Origin of the sequence: Pseudomonas citronellolis (assembly GCF_900112375.1) — a bacterium.
Lineage (GTDB): Bacteria > Pseudomonadota > Gammaproteobacteria > Pseudomonadales > Pseudomonadaceae > Pseudomonas > Pseudomonas citronellolis.
In genome coordinates this window covers 18,967-38,883 of sequence record NZ_FOLS01000028.1, presented here as the reverse complement: position 1 = coordinate 38,883, position 19,917 = coordinate 18,967, and the positions used below count along the sequence as shown (strand labels likewise).

The following is a 19,917-nucleotide window of genomic DNA, read 5'->3' as shown; positions in this document are numbered from 1 at the left end:
GTCGATGGCTCCTCAGTAGATCGGCGTGCCGCCGAACGGGCTCTTTTTCGGGATATAGGGGCAGCCGCCGTAACGTCGCTCATTTGCGAACTTGGGGCAGCCCCCAGGGCCCAGCGTGTGATCGCAACCTGGGTACAGCGTCACCGACTGAAGGCCCGCCAGGGCAACCGGCAGCGATGCCAGCGTCAGCACGCCAGTTGCCCCCACGGAGGACCGCACCATCCGCTTCTCGACGTTGCCATTGAGATTGTTCTCCCAAGTGATGTAGCCGCCCGCATAGAAGTTGTCGGGCTTGCCAACAGCACTGAACACAGAGATCGAGAGCCCCGACATGCCGCTGACGGTGCTCACCTCCTTGAAGGCGTCGCGAGATACGCCGCAGCCGGCGCCGTAGAGAGCGTGCGGGCAGTTGCTCGAATAACGACGCCGCAGCCCCATCCGCTTCATCGACGTGAAGATGGTGTCGCTGGTCAGCTCGACGTAGGCGCCCTTCCACTCGGCGTTGACGATGCGGCCCTTCCACGCAACCACGAAACCGTCGTCCAGGTAGTGCTGACTCCAGACGGTCACGATTACCGGCTCGGACGGCGGCTGGATGCGAAATATCTCAGCGACTTCCACGTCACGTGCGAACGTGAAGGTGCCGGACGACTTGTTCGAATCGGAACTCGATTCGCGGTCAGGCACCTTCATCGGTACGGGCTTGAACGTGCGCCCGTCGAACACGATCTCCCGGTCTGCGCTGGTGTAGAACCAGAGGTTGCCGGTGTAGGAGACCTGGCACAGTTCGATAGGCCGACCGCTGTCGACGCTCTGCTCAATGCTGTCGAAGCTCATTCTTTCACCGTGATGAAAGGCGCGTTGACGACGGCGACCTTGCCCGACCGCCATGAGAGGGTGATCGAGTCAGCCGCGAGTCGGCTACGCATGAGGAGATGCACCGTCTTCACCTGGTTGACCTGGATCTCCCGGTTCAGCGGCGCGTCGATGGTCAGGATGGTGTAGGTGCCGTCAGTCGAGATGCCGACGATCTTGCGATAGAAGTTCGTGCCGTCCTTCAAGCGGATCATCACCCGATCGCGAGCGAGATCCGCGCCGACCATCTGGCGGAACTCGTTGTCCAGCACCGAGATCCCAACGTCTGCGGCGCCGATTGTCCGCATGACCACGAAATCGTCATGCCATGTCGGCACGTAGAGGGTTTTCGACTGTCCGCGCAGGCGGCCCAGCATCTGGCGGAATGCGAGGATCTGCTGACGGCCATTGAGCAGCCAGGGGTAAGTCCGCTGGATGCGCGGGAACTCCTCGGTTTGATCCCAACCGATGGCGCCAGTTAGCTGGTCAACCGTGTCGAACTGGTACTGGAAGTCGTTGCTCAATGTCTCGCCCCAGTTCGGTTGCCGCTGCAGCACCTCCAGCCCGTTGTACGTGACTGGCGCAGCGGCATCTGGAGTGAACGGATCCACCGACACCGGATCGCAGGTGAAGGTCAGCACACCTGTCACGGCCTGGCTGGAACGCCGAGCCAACGGGACGCTGGTTGGGAGGTGGCCGAGTACCACGGGCATGACGACAGTGCCTTTCGGCCAGTTGCCCTCCAGGGGGCGCTTCAGCACGAGATTGCCCGGGTTGACGGTGTCGATCTCCACTACCTCGATGCTGCTCGTGTCGGCGTAGAACGCGGCCAAGCCGCCGGCCGTGAAGCAGTAGGTGTCAGTGGGCAGGCTGATCACCGTGTCGCCCTGCGCCTGGTTGGAGTCCAGCTTCGACTTGTCGGTCCACACCGGCAGCGCGTAGACGCGGTTCTGCCAACCCCACAACAGGTTCTCGGCGCGGGCCGACTCATGCCTGGCGGTTTGGAACGTGTAGCTGAAACTCCGCCGTGCCTTGGTGCGAATCGAACGGCGCTGTTCGCTGCCGTCGAACGACCGCAAGATGTTGGTCAGCCACTCCAGGACCTCGGTGACCTCCGTGTTCCAGTTCGGGCCGAACGGCCACACGACAACACGGCGGCCCGTGACAGCAGCCGAATAGTCGATGGCATCTACGGTCCATACGTACTGCGCGTCGATGACAGCGGGGCCGTCCGTGGTGACGCTTAGGACATAGTTCAACTGCTCCAGCGGCCGCATCTGGTAGGGCGGCGTCACCGGCTCCGTCACGCTGACTCCAGCGTCATTGAGGCGCTGGAACCCTTGCAGCTCCTTCTGGACGAGGAAGCCGTTCCACACCGTGATGACACGCGTCTGGTTGCTGAGCAGATTGCCCATGTCCAGCTGCGACGGATCGATGAGGATTCGGTTGTAGAACGCGTCGTTGACCGCCGGCCAAATGCCTCCAGAGACCACGCGAGGTAGCTCCCCGACGAGACCATCGCCGTCTGCAGATACGCCGATGTGGCCGTCAGAGAGATGCGCAGTTCCCCCATTCGACGGAAGCGCAGTGTTGTAGGCATCCGGCGAGTGCGGGCCAGGCGTGTCGCTGATCAGTACCGACGGCCATATGGTGCTCATTTTCGGTAGGCAATCCCATAATTGGCGCTATTGATATAGGTCGTAGCGGGGCCGTTCTTTTGCGACACGGGAAACACCATCCAGTCGGTGTTGACCACTTCCTTTGGCTGCAGATTGGCGATATTGAGGAGACGGGCATTACCGACGTATCCCAACTGGTAGAACGGGCCCGTCATTCCGCTGGATGCCTGCACCAGGGCTATTGGAACGAGCGCGGCACGCCCATTCGCCGCATTGGGTGACGCGCTGATCAGGGGGCGTCCAACAGCGGATGCCATGCCCGTGTTGTAGGTGACAGTGCCCGTATTTCGCTCTATGGCGGACGTCGGTCCACTAACCGGCGTTCGCACGTGCCCACGGACTGAACCATAAACCGGAGACTCGCTGCCCACATTCACGGCGCCAAATGGAATGTAGTTGAAAAAGCTTGTCATATCGTTCAGGGACGAACCGCTAATCCCGTAAACACACAGGCCCGTGACGTACTGACCGCCTTCGTAATCGCCGTTCTTCTGAAGCTCGCCGAAATTAAAATGGGCGAAGACATTGGTGACGATCTCTACGGCCACGTTCACGCCACTGCCGTCGCTGAACATGTGGTAGCCGACATGGGGGCCAGCGAGATTATCGACGCGGCACCAACTGGCATGCACGTTGGCCCAGGACGCCGTGGAGCCTCCAGCGTAGGACGATGCCGTATTCATCCAGAGGTAGGTCGTCCCCGTGGTGGGTTGGGCGAATAGGTAATAGATGCCGTTTTTAACCAGCGACACGATATTGAAAGTACCGCTAGAACCGCTAACTCCCGTACCGGTGTACGTGCCAGTCGGGCCAAGGTCGAAACCGTTTGCATCTGCAAAAGTCAGCAGTGTCGTGATCAAGTCAGCGAGAGAACTGGTCACACCTGTTTGATAGGCCATAGAACTACTCCAAGAGGATCGCCGCGTAATCACTGGCCGTAGTGCGATAGCCACTCTGGACGACCAAGTAGGTCTTCCCTTCGATGAGCAGCGTGTTTTCGGATGCGTTGTTGTGGCCAGATATGTGGAACACGCCGTCAAGCTCCCCCCATACGTTGCCGCCCCCCGCAGTCGAATAGAGGACCACCGGTTGCAAGGCATAATCATTACTGGGAGACGTGCGGAACGCGATGAGTCCGCTATATGGGTAGGTCTTTCCAGGAGCCGCATTCGAATAGTAAATATTCTTGAAAACGTCTGCGGCCCCGTCTGTCCTGCGCAAATACAGGCCTCCAACTGAGGCGCTGTCGTACCCACCAGGATTCCAGAACGAACTATGGTTCTCAGTTTGGATTGACCAACGGGCATTGATCGCGCAGCTGGCTCCAGCGGCAATCGGGTATGGGATTTCAGACGGTAAGCCGTAGGGCAGGATGAAACCGCCATACAGACTGGCATAGGTCGTCGAGACCTTCGCGATGACGATGAAACGGCGTCCGTTGGCAATGAACCAGTACTTGATCTCTTGGTTCCACATTAGTGAAAAAGTGTTTGGGCCCGCTCCGGGTTGTTGACTCGACAACGCGTTTTCATTGTAGCCGGTCGTGTACCTCGACAGAACGTTATAAAAGTCACCTTGTGCGGAACTCGCAGTACGCATCGCCATATATATTTCATCAGAACCCGATAACCCAGGCCCCTTGATGTCGTACGTTTTATCCGCAACAACGGCCTGCATATCGGCGGCTGACGGATTCGCATAATCGGCGTACCCAAACGAACCTGTCATGTCGCTGTAATTTGCTGCGGGGATAATCGAAAAAGATGCGTCCCCGGGCTTCTTCCACCCCAACGACATACCGATCCCTGCGGTGCTGCCCGTGACGAACGTTACCTCGATGTCATGAAGTCCCGCCGTTAGAGTTACGGCGTTTCCAGTCTGAGCGAAACTGTTTGCCGCATTACTCGTATAAACCCCCGCAATTAGAACTCCATCAATCCGCAACTCCATCTGGTCCTTCGCGAGTAACGCGAATGCATAACTCCCGCTGGATGGTAGACTGATCTTCCCCACGAACCTGATCTTGATATTGCCGCTTGAATTTAACCCTGTAGGCACAGCATCCGGCATAGTCGTCGGGAATGAGTTTACTCCAGAGCCATTGTTGTAAAATGCAATACGGCCAGGCCAGGCCAAGGGCATCGGCATGTTGGAGTTGCGGAGAATTTCCCACTGCTGACCGGCAGCAACAAGATCCGCATTGGTCGACAAAAAGACCATCAGCTTATTCATCAGGTCGATATGACCTGTGGCGGTGCCGATCTCGACGGCCATGCTTATCTGCTCCCCATCAGGGCTTTGAGCTGCGACGAGTTCGCTCGCAGCACGTTCATGATCATTCGCTGGCCCGCCGGCTTCGCCAGGGCGGCGCCCATGAAGCTTTCGGCGTCGACGTAGTTGTTGACGGTCAGCGCCTGCATCGGATCGGCGCCACCCTGCCCCGCGCCCAGGCCGCCGTTCATGACGTTGCGCGGATCGTCACCGGTCAGTACCTCCTCGCCCTTCTGCAGGATTGCGGGATACTCGTCAGGAGCCAGACCGGATACCCCGCCGCTGTGGTAGCGAGGAGCTGCCGCGAACCAAGCAGGAGATACGGCGCGGGTGCGGTTCGGGGTGTCCACACCAACTACCCCGCCGGAGTGCCTAACCTGTCCTCCGGCCGCCTGAGCGGCGCCAGCGATGCCGCTGTAACCGTTCGCCCCGGCCCAGGCGAGCAGCGCATTAAGGATCATCTGCTTGATGATCGCGCGAGCGATGTCAAGGAGCAGTTGGGCGAAGAAGTTGACCGCAGCGCGGCCGGCATCACGGAGGGCGTCTCCCCAGGACTCCGTACCAGCGGCTGCCTGGCCGATGGCCTTGGCGGTATCCTCAATCGCCGTGACGCCATTGTTGGCAATCGAGTCGACGATCACCTTGTCCAGCTGGGTGAATGCGCCGGCAGTCTTCTGCGCGGCTGCCTGGATCGCCTGCATCTTCGCGAGGAAGGTTTCCAGCGCCCCAGGGTTGTTGAAGATTTCCTTGTGCGCGTTAGCCCAATCAATAGCCGCCTGGGCGGACGCCTGGATGTTGGGAACGATGCGTGCGTTGATAGCATCGATCTGCTTGACCGACTCCTCTTCGCTGATCAGGCCAGCCTGGCGCTGTGCCTCGACAGTAGCGATCAGCTGCTGCCGGAGTTCAATCTGGTCGTTGACCGCCTTCTCGTTCCGCGCCTGCTGCTCGGTGTTGAATTTGAGCGTCTCCTGGACCTTCAGCTGCTTCACGTAGCCGTCGAGCGTGGAGCGCATCTGCTTGGCCAAGTCGGCACCACCGGGCAGCTTGGACAGCTTGTCGATCTTCGTGTAGACCTTCTGGTACTCGGTGTCGATCGCCGCGAGGCGGCTCTCCAGGCTGAGCTTCTCGTTCTTCTGGATCTTCGCCTCGGCCGCGGCCAGGGCGTTCACCAGTTCGTTCGCCAAGGCCTCACGCTGCTTCACGAGCTTCTTGTAGGCCTTGTCGTCGCCTCCACCAGTGGCGCCTCCACCAGTGATCCCGGGGCTAGCCGTAGGCGACGCGGAAGCTGCTTGGGCCGCGGCAGCCTTGCTGTCCTTCGCAGCGTCCTGGAACATCTGGAACCCGATCTCGTCGATTTCCTTCAGGTCGGATGCCAGCTTGTCTTTCAGCTTGTCGATCTCGCCACGAACATCGGTGAGGCCACGTCGACTGCCATCGCTGATGAAGCCACTGATCTTGTCCGCCAGGCCCTCTTGTCCGAGTTGCCGAGCCAGGTCCGCGAACAGCTTGAGCGCGTCGTCCTTGAAGTCGGCGATGGTGTTCAATGCCTTGTTGAAGTTGTTCGTCGCGCTCTCGCTGACAGCCACCCACACGACTTCGGCGGCGAACTTCATCTGCGCAAACAGCTTCTCCAGACCAATCACCAACGCGACGCCGGCTTGGCGTACCACGGCGAACTGCTCGCTCAGGTAGGTGCCGATCTGCCAACCTGTCATGAAGGCGGCCAGTGCTGCGAAGGCGAGCTGAATCACCTTTGCAGAGGACACGCCCTCCTTACCCATGATGGTGAATTGCGTGGTGGCCAGCTTCAGGGCCGGCAGCAGCTTGGTGCTGATTGCCGTCGCCAACCCGGCCACCAGGGAAAGCGCCTTGAGCCCAAACGCCAGCTCGATAGCCAGCTTCACCTCATCCAGGTGGTCCAGCAGGTAGGTGAGTACGGTGACCACGGAGCTGAACGCCGTGCTGATGTCCTGGGCGAACTTCTTGCCGTCGTCGCTCTTCAGGAACGTCGTCAGCTTCTGCACCAGCTCGGCGTAGGTGTCGGCGAACCCCGACTCGGCGATCAGCACCTTGAAGTCGTAGACCGCGCTGTTCAGGCGGGCCTGTTCCGCCGAGAGCGACTTCATCGCATTCGGCAACTGGTCGGCCACGGTCTTCCGGTATTGCTCGGCGATGGCGACCAGTTGGGCACTGGTTACCTCGCCGTCCTTCATGGCCTTGTTCAGGTCCGGGTAAGTGTCCTTCAGCGCCTTGGCGGCGATCTCGAAAGCACCGAACAGGCGATCACCGAGCTGGCCACGCAGTTCCTCAGCCTGGATCTTCCCTTTGGAGTAGATCTGCTCCAGGGCCTTGAACACGCCGTCGATGTCGTCGGCCGAGAGGTTCGCCACGCGGCCCACCTCAAGGAACGTCTCGGCGACGTAGCGGATCTCCTGGTTGCTGCGGCCGGCGAGCGACGCGGCGGCCGCGAATTTGGCATAGCCTTTGGCCGCACCTTCGAAAGCCACCCCGATACGGTCAGCCTGCTCGCGGATGTAGGCATACTCCTCAGCAATGCGCTTCGGATCGTTGCCCACGGCCAGGGCCAGTTGGTTCTGCGTGCCCTGCTTGGTGTTGAAGGACTCCAGCGACTGCTGGCCCAGGTTGAGTGCGCCCTGCAGGCCGCCATAGGCCGCGGCGAGCGCCAGCACCTCACCCCGCAACCGCTGAACGAACGACAGCGTGGTGCGGCCGTTCGATTCGAAGAGGTTGAGATCCTCGGCCGAGGAGCGCGTCTCTTCGCCGTACTTCTCGACGGCCGCCCCGAGTTTCTGGACAGCCCCCGTAGCAGTCCTGGCGCTGGCCACCAGGCGCTGCTGCGCCGCAACCAGGTTGCTCGTGTCGACGCCAGCGGAACGAAGCCCCTCACGCAACTCTCGGGTGCGTGCCAACTGCTGTTGCAGCTGCTGTGCCGCCGACGCCAATGCGCCCTGCAGCTGCCGCTGGTGCGCCTGCATCTCGGCTGTCGGAGCATCTGCCTGGCGAATGGCCTGGGCGTACTGCAACACCGCGGCGCGGGCATCCGAGAAGCCAGCGCGGGCCGCCCGCAGAGACTCCACCTGCTTCTGGTAGGCATCAATGCCGGCGGCCTGGTTGACCAGGGCCTTCTGCGCGTCCGCGAGTTGCCGGAGCTGTTGGCTCGCGCCCTTCACCGGGCCGCTGATCTGGCTGATGGCGGCGTCGAGCGCCTTTACCTCTTCCTCAACCCCGCCAAGAGTCGTGCGTGCGGTGCCCGCTGGATCGATGATCGAGCGCAGGTTGCTGGCCAAGGCGCGACTGTTCTGCGTCAGCCGCTGGCTGGCATCACCGAGCGTCGTGTAGCCGCGGGCCGCAGCCACGGCCTTGTCTGCCATCTCGTTGAGCTGAGCAACGGCCGCAGCCTGGGCGGCGCGCTGATCAGCAGCGTTGAACAGCTGCGCGTACTCGTACTCGGCCTGCTGCTGACGGTTCCGCTGGGCGGCCTTGGTGGCTTCGGTGTTGAACGCCTCCGCAGCGGCTTTCTCCTTCGCCGCCTTCTCGGCCATCTGCACACTGATCTCGTTGAAGCGGCGCTCCTCCGCCTCGCGCTTGGCCAGCTCCTTCAGCCAGAACTGGCTGTACTCGCTTTCAGCGTTCCGCCGTGCAGCGGCCGCAGCCGCAGCCTCGAAGGCCTCCGTCTCGGCCAGATCCTTCGCCGCCTTCTGCGCTGAGCGCATGTTCGCCGCCAACTGCTCCGAGGTCTGTGCCTGGGAGGCGTTGGTATCGGCGAGCTGCCGGCCCACGGCCAGGAGTTCATCCTGGGCGCGGCTGAGGTCGCTCATCGCCAGGCCGGCAGCCTCACCCTGCTCCCGCAGAGTGGACAGGCGGACGCTTTGCGCAGCCACGGCCTGCTCGGCGCGCTCGACAGCCTTGAGCAACTTGGTCTGCGTGTTGGCTTGGCGCTGGGTGACCTTCTCGGCGGCTTCCATGGCAGCCTGGTGCTCGCGCAACTTCGTCGACGCAGCGCCGAGACGATCCTGTAGTTCCTTGAGACGAGCGCTCTGCGCCTCGAACTGTTTGATGATCGCCTGCTGCTGGAGCAGCGACTTCATCGCGTCTTCGAGACGCCGGTAGGTGGCATCCAGGTCCTTCAGCGAGCCCTGGCCGCGCTTGGACGCGTCGATCTGAGCATCGAGGGCCTTGTTGATGTCCTCGATCTCATTCCGGACATCCTGCAGCGTCTTCTTGCTGAGGTTCTTGGCCCGGATGACCAGCTCGACGTTGCGGCTCGTGTCAGTCACTGCGCTCGATCCTCTTCAGCAAAGAGGTCAGGTGACGGGCGCCCTTCTTGCCACCTATCGAAGCGCCGATAACGGCCTGCAGTACGGCGGCCTCCTGAAGCACAGCCTGGTTGTGACGCTGGCGGCAAATGCGGGCCTCCGACCACAGGAGAGCCAGCGGGTAGCGGCGAGCCTGCGCGTGCCCTTCGGCAAGGAGCAGGCTCACGTCCCGGCGGATCCCGTGGTAGTAGCGGAGGAAGCCGGAGTCTCCGGGCTGCTGCTTAGCGGCTTCGTCCGCAAGCTCGCGAGCAAGTTCATCAGAGACTCCATCCCCTTTTTTACGCCGCCAGCCTCCTCGAACGTGAGCTTGCCGATCTTGGTGATGGCGTCCACCTGCACGGTGAGCGGCAGGCGCTTGGCCTTGGCGATCAGTGCCGGCGAGACCTCCTCGCCCGATGCAATGGCGATGATGTTGGCCGCCAGGCCGGGGCCCTGCAGCGCGATACCCTGAGCAACACGGAACAGGTGATCGGAGAACGAGCCGCCGGCGGTTTCGCTATCCACGACGATGTTGAAAACGGATTCCAAGTCCGGCAGGTGCGTTTTGACGAGCACGGCCAGGGCCTCAAGCGAGATCCCCTCCACATGGAAAAGGACCTCGCCGTTGACCAGGACCGGCAGGCGCTCGGGTGTGTAATCCAGAAGCGACATGCCGCGGCCCCCTTACGAAGTGGTGCCGCGGTCGGTGATATACACCGCTTCGAGGTTGCCCTTCTTGAGGAATTCGATGTTGAAGGGGATCGACTGCCAGTCGTCACCGGACTTCAGATTGAAGTCGCCGTTGGGGCTCAGCTTCACGTACGGCCAGTAGTAGTCGAGCAGTTCGCCTTTCGGGTTGGTGGACTCGAAGTAGAGCGCGCCTACGATCTCGTCCGAGGAGCTGATGACCATGTTCTGGCTGTAGGCCTTCACGTCGAAGGTGAGGACCAGCTCCGCATCATCGACGATGTCGGTGGAGCCCGGTTCGATGTAGAGGCGGCCCAACGGGAGATCGACTTCGTAGTTGCCGGCGGCCGTCACGGCGGTGGAGCCGATCTTCGCCGAGAAATTGTCCAGGTGCCGGTAGCCGGCCGGATTCGAGTCCGAGGCACCGATCTGGTAGAAGCGACCTTGCTTCACCTTGATGGTCTGCGTCTGCGCGGTGAGCGAGGTCTGGACGGTGGTGGACTTCTCGCCGAGGTAGAACAGCGCGACGTTGTCCAGGTTGATGTTGTCGGTGGTGAAGCTGCCGGTGCGGGTATTGGACAGCGTGACACTGTCGTCCTTCACGTTCACGCCATTGTCGGAATCGAAGTGCTCCAGCTCCTCCGAGTCGGCGGTGGCGTTGAACTCGGGAGTGTTCCCGAAGTAGCGCTGGCCGGTGGTGTTCTGCGTGCCAGGCGCGAATTGGTCGAAGTACAGCTTACCCCGGCCAAGGGTGTAGTTCTTGCCATCGGGAGCGATCATGCCCAAGTCCTCGAAGTGGATGCCCAACTTTTAATCGAAATAATCAACTAAATATTGATTCATTGCGAACGATAAGGCTCTCCGATGCTCCGTGCAAGAGCCACGCGTACAGGCAGGTAGAAACAGGCCCGACTGGACGTCTTCTGGTCCAACGGGCGGACCACATGCGGGCCCACCTCGATACCGGCGATGAGCTTGCCCAGCAGGTAGTTAACCGCGTCGAGGGGGCGGCCAGAGCCGTCGTCGCGTGTCGCGGTGATCAGCGAGAGACGTTGCTCCACCGCCGCCGCCAGCCAGTAGGCCGGATCGGATGGGTTGAGCGCATCGTCTACCGCCCAGCCCTGGATCAGCAGCACCCACGCCTCACTGCGAACCTCCGCCTCCCCGGCGAACACACCATTAGCGGGCGTCGGCGATTCGAGGATAGAGACAGCCGGCAGCGGGGTGTCCGAACCGAATTCGATCCTGCCGCGGTACACCGATCCGGCAAGCACGTAGGGCTGGCCGTTCTGGTCAAGCGCGTCGATGCCCTCAAGTAGCGCTGTCAGGCGCTGCAACACCAGCAGGCGGTACGGGATCAAATCAGCCATTGCTCAGCCTCGCGAACTGACGGTAGAACTCGCTGACCGCATGATCTGCGACGGCCGGGGCGACATCGGCCGATACGGCGCGGAACACCTGGTCGACAGAGGGGCCGTAAAGCAACACGACATTCGGCCCCAACGACGTGGCGTAGACCTCGGCCGGCAACGTCTTGTTGATCAGCTTCTCGCCGGGCGCCAGGCGAATTGCGAGCCCTACGTTGAATGTCTGGCCATCCATCGTGCGGCCGGCGCGCAGCTTCACGATGAAGGCCTTCTTCATCATCTTCGAGTGGCCCTTGTGGACCTGCACCGTCACGCCGCGTTGCCCGGGTGTCGGGTTGGTTGCGAACCGCGCCAGTGACGTTGGCCGATCCCGGCCGGTGACCACTGCCTCCAGATCATTGTTCTTCGCGAACTTCGCCACGAATAGTCGATCGGAGCCGAGGTAGCCAGCCGGGAAGTTCACCTGGTCATACATCTCGTCCCGAGACAGGCTGATGGCGGGGCCTCTGGCGGTGTCGTTGATGGCCAGGCGAGCGGCCTCGGTAGTGACCTGCGGCAGCTCGTCGAAGTACCGCTCCAACTCGTCAAAGAGATCCGCCGTCACGCTGACGCTCATAGCTTCGACGCCGACCAGATTTCTTCGTATGGGCCGTCTGCCGGCTCCTGGGCACCCAGGGTTAGCTGCACACCACCAAGTGCCTGGATGGTGACGGTTCCGCCGGAGCGCACGCCCAGGGTGCGGGCCTCGGTAGCCTGGAAGATGACTCGATCAATGCCCTCGATGACCTCCGCATAACCGCTGCTCTCCAGATCGCCGAAGCGGTCGATCTTGGAATGCCAGCGCACGCGGACGGGCTCAGGGACACTCATCGAGTGATCCTGGTAAAGCCCCGGCACGCCGAGGGTCTCGTGGACCGTCTGGCGCACCAGGGCTTTTGCCGACGCGAAGTCGAAGGCCATTACAGGCCCTCGTCCTCCGCATCATCCGCCTTCAGCTTGGCGATGATGTCGTCCTTCTTGGCGGCCTCGCCCAGGTCGATTTCGCGCTTCGCGGCGAGTTCCTTGAGCTGCGGCACGGTCATCGCGCTGTAGTCGGTTTCCTCGGTGCCGCCGGAGGCATTCTCGGTTACGACAGCCGCCGCCGCGCTGACATTGGGGTCCTCGTTGATGATCTTGCGGAACAGGAGCTGCGGATTACCGCGGGCCTTCAGTTCCTGTTCCAGGGCGGAGATCTCGGCCACCTCCTCGCTGGTGAAGTCGAAGGGGCGGCCGATCTCCGGGGTGACGCGCTTGCCGTCGCGATGTACGACGATGGTGCTGAGCGGAATACGTTTGGGCATGTCAGTTCTCCGAAAAGGCACGCCGCCCGAAGGCGGCTGCCGCAGGGGTTAAGCGACGCGGATGCGGAAGGTGGCGTTGGGCTCGCCGGGGACCATGAGCGGAGCCGATTGGCTCAGCAGGTACTCGACGCTGGGATCCGGGCTCTCCCAGTTCTTCATGAACACATCGAGAGCCTGGTAGCCAGCACGAGCATCCTGGATAGCGCCGAAGCAGCGGACGCCATCGAGGTCACCTACGCCCACCACGTCGTAGGTGTGCATGTAGGCGACCTGGGCTCCGGTGTCATCGTCGTAGCTGCCGCTGTACACCCAGCACTCGATGCGGCCCTGGCCGTTCACGCCGGTCAGAGTGCCGGCGTATTCGGCGCCTTCGAAGCCGTCCAGCAGCCGGGACACGCTGGTCTCGCTGCCGCGGAAAGTGGTGTCCAGGAGGTTGCCCGATTGCGGGTTGTCGAACTCCATGCGAGTGGCGAACAGATCCCACGCGCCCTCGCCGAAGATCACCCGACGGATGCGCACCCCGGACAGATCCGCCGCCTTGCGGCGAACCCCCTTGATGTCGGCCATGGGCTTGGCAGTGGCCTGGTCCCACTTGGCGGCACCCGTCAGGACCACGGTCAGGGAGGGATCACGGCCGAAGTCGACGAACTTGGTCGGATAGTCCTCGCCCGAGATGGTCACCGAGCCGAAGATCACGGCGTTGGCGGCCAGCCACTCGTTGCGGTTGGTCAGCCGAGCCTTGTGGTCGCGAGTTTCCTCGGCGATCACCGCGTCGCGACGCTGCGCATTGCTGAGCGGTTGGTACGGCACTTCGCCGGGTTGACGGGCGATGACCTTGTTCGGGTCGATCACCGACTTCGGCTTGACGTAGGCCGGCGCATAGCGAGTCAGGCGCGAGCCCTGGCTGGAAATCACGCGGCCCTGGACGTTCGGGGCCACGAAGGGCGCCAGCTTGCGGTAGCGACGGTTGACGTTCTCGAAGTCGATGTACGGGGTCTCGAAGTTGATCTGGCGACCGAAGAAGTTCAGCCAGAAGACCGGCGCATCGTCGACACGGCGGCGAACCTGCAGCAGGGTCGCCAGGTCGTACAGTTCGAATTCCATAGTGGCGGCTCCCCCTTAGAGCACGGACGAAATGGCGATGGTCGCGGTGGTCGCGAACACCGCGCGGCGTTGAGCCAGCGTGGTGAGCGCAGCCGGCCATACCAGCGCTGCGTGGTTGAAATCGCCGCCGGTATAGAAACCGGACCACTGGCCGGCAACGCCGGTAGCGGTGGTGGTATCCACGGAGTTGGCGATGATCCCGGCAGCCACTTCGCTGCCGTCATCGCCTTCCGGATCGAACTTGACGATCTTGTCGGCGACGATGGCGATCACCTCGTACTGCTGGAACTTGAGGTTGTCGGCCACCTGCCGGCGGTTGGTAGTGACTTCCAGGCTGCCGGCGAACAGTTGCGGCGGCTGCGGGAAGTTCATGCGGTTGCTACCAGCGAGGAACTCGGTCATGGTGCGCCTCCTTACTTGGCGTCGTAGGTACGACCGGAGGCCGCGCCGTGGGCTTGGAGAATGCGGTCGGCCTTGGACATCTGCTCGTTACCACCGCCGTTGTCACCGCCCGCCCCGAGGTTCGGGTGCTTGTCAGCATCCATGGCCTGCTTGAAGGGGTTCTGCTCCACCTTCGGTTCCTCGACAGCCGGCTTCGCCGGGCCGGCGGCTGCCAGGGTTTTCTTGGCGTCGTCCACCGACATGCTGGTCTCGAATGCGAGGTGGTTGGCCAGGGCGGGATTGTTCTTGGCTTCCTCGCAGTTCAGGATGCCCTTGCAGCGCTCCTGTTCAGCCTTGCGCTCGGCAGTGGCATCCACTGCGCCAGCACTGGCGTTCTCCGGGGCTTTGCCTCCCGGCGCGGCGTTCTCGTCGGACATATCGTTCTCCTGGTTTTCGTCAGAGCCGGAAAGCTCGGTGAGTAGCGCGGCTACCGCCTGGGTGGGCGTTGCCACGGCGTCGATGAGGCCGAGCGCGAGCGCTTCGTCAGCGCGGTAGCACGCCGCTTCGGTGTCACGCACGACCTTCTCGTCGAGGCCCCGGTTACGAACAACCAGGGCCACGAAGTTATTGCGGGTCTTGTCCACCCCGCTTTGGATATCTGCACGCACGCTCTCGGGCAGATCCTGGAAAGGGTTCCCGTCGACCTTGTGTTCGCCCGAGTGGATCAGCTCGACCGAAACCCCGAATTTCTCCAGGGCCTTCTCGATGCTGATGTGCATGGCGTAAGCGCCGATGCTCCCGGCACCACCGCTCGGGATCACGACGACGCGGTGGGCGGAGCTGGCGATGGCGTAGCAGGCCGAGTAGCAGTTCGCGTCGACCACAGCAGTAAGCGGTTTCTTCTCGCGAGCCGCGTAGATCTCGTCGGCCAGTTCGAAGCACCCGACGACTTCGCCGCCGTAGCTGTTGCAGTCGAAGACGACCGCCTTCACCTCGTCATCGACCAGGGCTGCATTCAGCTGGGCACGGATGAAGTTGTACCCGGTGACATAGCCCCAGCTGGCGCCGAATCGGTTGATGAGGCTGCCGTGCACCGGGATGACGGCGATCCCGCCGGCAAACGCGAACGGCTTGCGCTGATCAGTGGTGCTGAACCCGTAGGCGTCCATGAGCTGCACACGGGCCTGTTCGGCCTTGGTCTGCTCGGTCTTCGGATCGGCGCTACTGAGCTGGAACAGGTCCGCGGCCATGCTGGCGGCGAACTGCCCGCTGAACAGCGACTCGCGCAGGTTCATCCGCGCAATCACCTGGCGCGCGATGGTCATGCTCATGCTGCAGCCTCTTCGTCTTTGATGTCGTCGTTCTGAGTACCGCTGTCGGGATCGTCCGAGAGAGTGCCCTGCGCGCTCGAACCGCTACGCTGCGCGTCCAGGGAGAAGGCCAGGCCGTATTTCTTGACCAGGCGCTCCTCACGGGCCCGCTGCGCGAACAGGTCGCGCCAATCGAGGCCGAGCTTCGCGGCTTCGATCTCATAAGTGGAAAGGCCAGACTTGATGCGCAGCAGCGCCGCCTGCGTTTCTTTCAGCTCATCGATCTGCCCACGGCTGGCACCGATCCAGCTGCAGGTACTGAGCGCGTCCTTGACCAGGGGCTCGTAGAACCAGGAGGCGGTCTTGCCCCGCGGCAGCGGGATGTTGCCGGCATTCACCTCTTCTTCCAGCCACAGTTGGTACACGAAGGTCGCGAAACGGTCGGCGACCGACTTCTTGCGCGACTGCATGAACTTCCAGGTCTCGGTCATGCTGGCGCGTGCCGAGCTGTAGTTGGTCTTCGTGTAGTCCCTGGTGAACTGCTCGTAGGACAGCCCCAAGCACGCGGCGATGTGACGGAGCAGCGACTGCTCGAATCCGTCCCCTACCCCGCCAGGCTGTCCCAGCGGCTGCATGTTCAGCTTGGTGCCCGGGAACAGATGCGGGATCTTCGCGCCGTCGACGGCGATGTTCTTCGAGCCGTCGAGGTAGCTGCCCAGGGCGTTCATGTAATTGTTGAGGTAGTTGTTCAGCGGATCGAAATTGGTCTCCCCGCCGCCCAGTTGCTCGAAAACCATGTTGCTGGGCAGCTCGGACTCGATCGAAGCCGCGTAGGTCGCGTTGACCACGGCGTTCTGCAGGACGATCTCCTGGAAGCGCTTGGTCATCCGCATCTGCTTCAGCACCGCCACCATGTCGGCGATGCCGCGACTTTGATCGGGAAGCCGCTGCTCGATGATGTGCAGCATCTGCTTCCGGCCCCACGGTTTCTCGGCGGGGATCAAGCGCCAGCGGTAGTCGTAGTTCCACGGATCGGTGGGGTAGCCCTCGCGGATCCAGTAGTTCGTAGGGCGACCACGGCTGTCGATGACCACGCCGCGACGCAGGTTCGCGTCATCAGAAACCCCGTCCGGATTGCACAGGCGGTCTGGCGAGATGGCCTGTACTGCGGTACTGCAGGGACGCCGGCTCTCGCGAATCCACTCCGCTGAAGCCACGTTCTCCCCCGTTGTAACGAACACGGCGACGGCTAGACGCACGAGCCCCGTCAGGGTGTTGCGGCGTGACGCATCCAGCCAGCAGTCCTGCGACTCGGCAAGCACGTTGAAGCGCGCCTCGACGACCTCCTGGAACTCCTCGGCCCACCCCTCAGTCGCACCCAGCGCCCGGTAATTCGGTTGGGCATTGAGGCGGTAGTGCGCGCCGACGATGTTGTCCTGGTTGAGCGCAACGGCACCCGAGGCGTAGCCGTCGTTCTGCACCATGTCCCGACCGCGGGCATCTGCCAGCGGCTTGGCACCGTTGATGGCCTGGTCGGGAGACCGCATCGACGGAATCCAGAGCGCCGTCTCGCGTTCGAGACGCTCCGCCCCTTCCAGGCCGCCGCCGATTGCCTTCTGCTCCACAACCGGCATGTCGGTGATCACCGGAAGCCGGCTGCTCATCGGAAGATGAACCCCATCGGACGGTTCGGGCGCGGTACGCCGGACGGGCACAGCTGCTGTTCTAGCTGCTGGACGTAGAGGTACAGGCGTGAAGCGCTGGCAGCGGTGAACTCCACGCGCTCACCGTTCTGGTCGACGATCACCCGAGGCTTGTTGCCCATGATCAGGTCTTGGTACGCAGTGCGCGCACGATTCAGATCGTCGATTGTCGGGGCGGCTCCGCAAGCCATGGCATCACCTTTCCGGGTGTTCTATTGGCGGCATAATCACAACTTCCACCATAATAATCAACTTTTTGTTGACTGTCAGGGCGTGACTAGGCCAGCTTCTCGGCGAGCCCGCGGAAGTCATAGGTCTTCTTGGGCTCAGTAAAGCGCGGCGGCGTATCCGGCTGACTGACTAAAGAGTTGGAATCCCACTCGGCCGCCCAAGACGGGGGGTTCGACCAGTCGATCTTCTCCACCAGGAGCAACGACGACACGCACATGCCGATGCAGTAGTACGAAAGGTCCCACGCCTCGTTTCGCGCGTGCGGGCGCTTCACCCAACCCTTGGGCGTGCGATCCTCGCTGCACATCTCCTGATACCACCAGTCCGGCAACCAGTTGGGGAAGCGGTACATGCCCTTGCCCGGTGCAATGCAATCAAGGCGGGCGTGCAGCGCGTCCTTCAGGACATTCGAGTTGAGCATCAGCACCGGGACATCGCCTCGCGCAGTGGCGTTCTTATCGCGCTGCGTCGCATCGGGGTGCGTGATGCGGGCACGGGGCGAACCTGGGTTGGGATCACCCTTGAGCAGATGGAACCGGCTATGCAGTCCCTCCTTCCGGAGTCGCCGGTAGAACGCATAGGCCATGCTGGTGACGGACTCCCCCTTATCCTTCGCATAGCCCCCCATGTCGCAACCGGTCATCTTGATCGCCATTCGCCGACCACTGCCATCTGCCAGAGGGTACGTCCGATTCATGACCTGCTCGATCAACAAATCCCAGTCCTCCAGGTAGGTCGCCGGCTTCACCCACAGGTGCTCATCATCGTCATCGACGCGGACTGACTTCTGGATGCGAAAGCGATCAATGAGGACCATATCGAACGGATACCCGGGAGCGATGCCGTGGACCTGGACCACGAACATGTTCTTCTGCACGTCGACGGTGCCCTGGAGGAAGCGAGTACCGAACGGCACAGTGGGCTCATCGCCGAGATCCTCCGCACGGATCTGCAGCGTCTCCGGAAGACGGTCACTATCGACGGCCTTCGGCAGGTACGGCTCCCCCAGGTCGGTGTTGTAGAACTTCTTGAGAGCCTCCTCGCTACCGGTTCGCTCGTACTCCTCCTCTGCCGTTAGATAGGTACGCACCAGTTCACCCCACGTGGTAAATGCGGCAGCGATACCGTTCAGCCAGAAGCTGGCGATCTTGGTCCTGCGGCCCTGACCGTAACGGCGGCCCTTGGCGTCGATGGCCTCCCCCTCCCTCACCCACATTCCCCACTGCTGCATCTCGTGGCGCTCATCAGGATGAATCGGGTGACCGCAGTGCGGGCACCGTAGGAACACGCTCTCCGAGGCCGTAAGCGGATCGAGCTTTACCGTCTTCGCGCCACGACCGTTCCACTCCAGCATGCTGAAGCGGCCCTCGAAGTACCCGTCGCAATGCGGGCATGGCCAATGCCATCGCCGCCGGTCACCGCGGTTGTACAGAGCCAGGATGCCCTCGGCCGGCGGTGCCTCGTGAGGCGTCGTCGGTATCCAACGTGTGTCGAGTATGGGCTTCGAGGGGGACGACTCGGCCAGTGTCATCTTGAAGCTGCCGAACGTGGTCCCCCGCTTAGCAGCAAGATCAAAGGCGTTGCCGTCGCCCCCCACGTCATCCTCAAAACGGTCATAGTCGGTAAGCGCCTGCCGCGGAATAGGCTTGCCAGCAAACTCGACAACAGACGGCCAGGACAGGTTAAGCATCATGCCGTTGGTGTAGTGCTTGTCGAACTTGTTGTCGGCGTCACGTTTCTTCAGCAGCAGCTCGCCGACCGCGGGGCTGTGGATATTCAGACGATCGATCCTGCGTACCGAGAAGTCCCGAGCGGCCGCCGTCGATGGGTTGTAGATGATCATGTCCATCGGATCGCACTTCACGTTGAAGAGCGTCCAGTTCAAAACCAAAGAATCCGTTTTGCTGCTCTGAGCGGGCCCCACAAACACCACCGCGTCGTATTCGCGGGAATCCAGAGTATCCATCGGCTCGCACATGTAGGGAGCCTTGTCGTTGCGCCAATCGCCGACGTAGGAGCCAACGTTCTTCAGCTTCCGGTATTTCGCTGCCGCCTGGGACACCGTGAGGCGCTCCGGCGGCTTGAACATGTCAGCCACGCCCAGGGCGATCTCCTCGATGCTGTTATAGACCGTGGTCGTCAGCCGGAGCCGCTCGCGAGCCGCATTGCTTAACAACTGCTGCATGCAGGTCCTCAAGGATGCCGTCGATGATCTCGCTGAGGATCTGGTGTTGCCTCGGCGTCAGTTCGACCTGGTTGTTGATGGTGTCCCGAGCGAGCACCAGGGGCATGCGAACCGTCTTTGCCAGGTCGCCGAACACCTCGATCACCCGCTCCGTCGGCCAAAGGTCGCCGGCCTTCTCCTCGTAGCGCTGCTTGTTCGTCATCGCCTGCCAGAACTCTTTCGTGAGCATTCGCGGCAGGCGGGAGGGATCAAGTTGCTGGACATAGGCCGCGACCTTCTCCAGGTCGTCCAACGAGATGTCCTGCTCGACGAGGAAAGGGGCTGCGTCCTTCACCGAGTAGATCGGGTGGCCTGCCCGCTTCCCGTTCGGCTGCAGCTTCGTTCCGAGCTTCGCCGTCACGGTACGGTTATCCATACCGAACAGGCGCCCAAGCTGAGAGATGGACGCCCCCTCGTACAGGAGCCCTTTCGTCTCGTCATCCATG

At 62.1% G+C, this 19,917-nt stretch carries 19 protein-coding genes; all 19 read right to left on the bottom strand.

The window, feature by feature from the left end:
* Positions 1 to 12: 12 nt before the first annotated feature.
* The gene (locus tag BM060_RS23685) at positions 13 to 837 is read right to left on the bottom strand and encodes a phage BR0599 family protein (protein ID WP_074983565.1); all 825 of its coding nucleotides are present in this window, start codon (positions 835 to 837) and stop codon (positions 13 to 15) included.
* Positions 834 to 2,513 (bottom strand): hypothetical protein, encoded by a 1,680-nt coding sequence (locus BM060_RS23680; RefSeq protein WP_135499789.1) that lies wholly within the window; start codon positions 2,511 to 2,513, stop codon positions 834 to 836. The genes BM060_RS23685 and BM060_RS23680 overlap by 4 nt, the downstream gene beginning before the upstream one ends.
* Positions 2,510 to 3,433 (bottom strand): hypothetical protein, encoded by a 924-nt coding sequence (locus tag BM060_RS32610; protein ID WP_135499788.1) that lies wholly within the window; start codon positions 3,431 to 3,433, stop codon positions 2,510 to 2,512. The genes BM060_RS23680 and BM060_RS32610 overlap by 4 nt, the downstream gene beginning before the upstream one ends.
* Before the next feature lie 4 nt (positions 3,434 to 3,437).
* Positions 3,438 to 4,808 (bottom strand): PA14 domain-containing protein, encoded by a 1,371-nt coding sequence (locus BM060_RS23675; protein ID WP_074983560.1) that lies wholly within the window; start codon positions 4,806 to 4,808, stop codon positions 3,438 to 3,440.
* 2 nt (positions 4,809 to 4,810) lie between these two features.
* Positions 4,811 to 9,106, bottom strand: coding sequence for a tape measure protein (locus BM060_RS23670; protein WP_074983558.1), 4,296 nt, complete (start codon positions 9,104 to 9,106; stop codon positions 4,811 to 4,813).
* Positions 9,099 to 9,311, bottom strand: a complete 213-nt coding sequence (locus tag BM060_RS23665) for a hypothetical protein (protein WP_083426827.1) — start codon at positions 9,309 to 9,311, stop codon at positions 9,099 to 9,101. Before BM060_RS23665 ends, BM060_RS23670 begins: the two co-directional genes overlap by 8 nt.
* Positions 9,308 to 9,796 (bottom strand): phage pre-tape measure protein, encoded by a 489-nt coding sequence (locus tag BM060_RS23660; protein WP_074983556.1) that lies wholly within the window; start codon positions 9,794 to 9,796, stop codon positions 9,308 to 9,310. Before BM060_RS23660 ends, BM060_RS23665 begins: the two co-directional genes overlap by 4 nt.
* 12 nt (positions 9,797 to 9,808) lie before the next feature.
* Positions 9,809 to 10,591: a phage tail tube protein gene (locus BM060_RS23655; protein WP_074983718.1), complete on the bottom strand. Its 783-nt coding sequence runs from the start codon at positions 10,589 to 10,591 to the stop codon at positions 9,809 to 9,811.
* 59 nt (positions 10,592 to 10,650) lie between these two features.
* The gene (locus tag BM060_RS23650) at positions 10,651 to 11,181 is read right to left on the bottom strand and encodes a hypothetical protein (RefSeq protein ID WP_074983552.1); all 531 of its coding nucleotides are present in this window, start codon (positions 11,179 to 11,181) and stop codon (positions 10,651 to 10,653) included.
* On the bottom strand, positions 11,174 to 11,794 hold the full coding sequence (locus BM060_RS23645; protein WP_074983550.1) for a hypothetical protein: 621 nt from the start codon (positions 11,792 to 11,794) through the stop codon (positions 11,174 to 11,176). The genes BM060_RS23650 and BM060_RS23645 overlap by 8 nt, the downstream gene beginning before the upstream one ends.
* Positions 11,791 to 12,138 (bottom strand): hypothetical protein, encoded by a 348-nt coding sequence (locus BM060_RS23640; RefSeq protein ID WP_074983548.1) that lies wholly within the window; start codon positions 12,136 to 12,138, stop codon positions 11,791 to 11,793. The genes BM060_RS23645 and BM060_RS23640 overlap by 4 nt, the downstream gene beginning before the upstream one ends.
* Positions 12,138 to 12,518: a DUF7443 domain-containing protein gene (locus tag BM060_RS23635; RefSeq protein WP_074983546.1), complete on the bottom strand. Its 381-nt coding sequence runs from the start codon at positions 12,516 to 12,518 to the stop codon at positions 12,138 to 12,140. Before BM060_RS23635 ends, BM060_RS23640 begins: the two co-directional genes overlap by 1 nt.
* Positions 12,519 to 12,566: 48 nt before the next feature.
* Positions 12,567 to 13,622 (bottom strand): major capsid protein, encoded by a 1,056-nt coding sequence (locus BM060_RS23630; RefSeq protein WP_074983544.1) that lies wholly within the window; start codon positions 13,620 to 13,622, stop codon positions 12,567 to 12,569.
* A gap of 15 nt (positions 13,623 to 13,637) precedes the next feature.
* Complete coding sequence (locus BM060_RS23625) at positions 13,638 to 14,024, bottom strand: head decoration protein (RefSeq protein WP_074983542.1); 387 nt, start codon at positions 14,022 to 14,024, stop codon at positions 13,638 to 13,640.
* 11 nt (positions 14,025 to 14,035) lie between these two features.
* Positions 14,036 to 15,334 (bottom strand): S49 family peptidase, encoded by a 1,299-nt coding sequence (locus BM060_RS23620; RefSeq protein ID WP_074983540.1) that lies wholly within the window; start codon positions 15,332 to 15,334, stop codon positions 14,036 to 14,038.
* A complete protein-coding gene (locus BM060_RS23615; RefSeq protein ID WP_210147029.1) occupies positions 15,331 to 16,977 on the bottom strand; it encodes a phage portal protein in 1,647 nt (548 codons plus the stop codon). The genes BM060_RS23620 and BM060_RS23615 overlap by 4 nt, the downstream gene beginning before the upstream one ends.
* Complete coding sequence (gene gpW, locus BM060_RS23610) at positions 16,974 to 17,207, bottom strand: gpW family head-tail joining protein (RefSeq protein WP_074983538.1); 234 nt, start codon at positions 17,205 to 17,207, stop codon at positions 16,974 to 16,976. The genes BM060_RS23615 and gpW overlap by 4 nt, the downstream gene beginning before the upstream one ends.
* A gap of 86 nt (positions 17,208 to 17,293) precedes the next feature.
* Entirely contained in the window at positions 17,294 to 19,432 is a 2,139-nt protein-coding gene (locus BM060_RS23605) for a phage terminase large subunit family protein (protein ID WP_083426825.1), read from the bottom strand.
* A complete protein-coding gene (locus BM060_RS23600) occupies positions 19,371 to 19,916 on the bottom strand; it encodes a DUF1441 family protein (RefSeq protein WP_159458837.1) in 546 nt (181 codons plus the stop codon). Before BM060_RS23600 ends, BM060_RS23605 begins: the two co-directional genes overlap by 62 nt.
* Position 19,917: the final 1 nt, after the last annotated feature.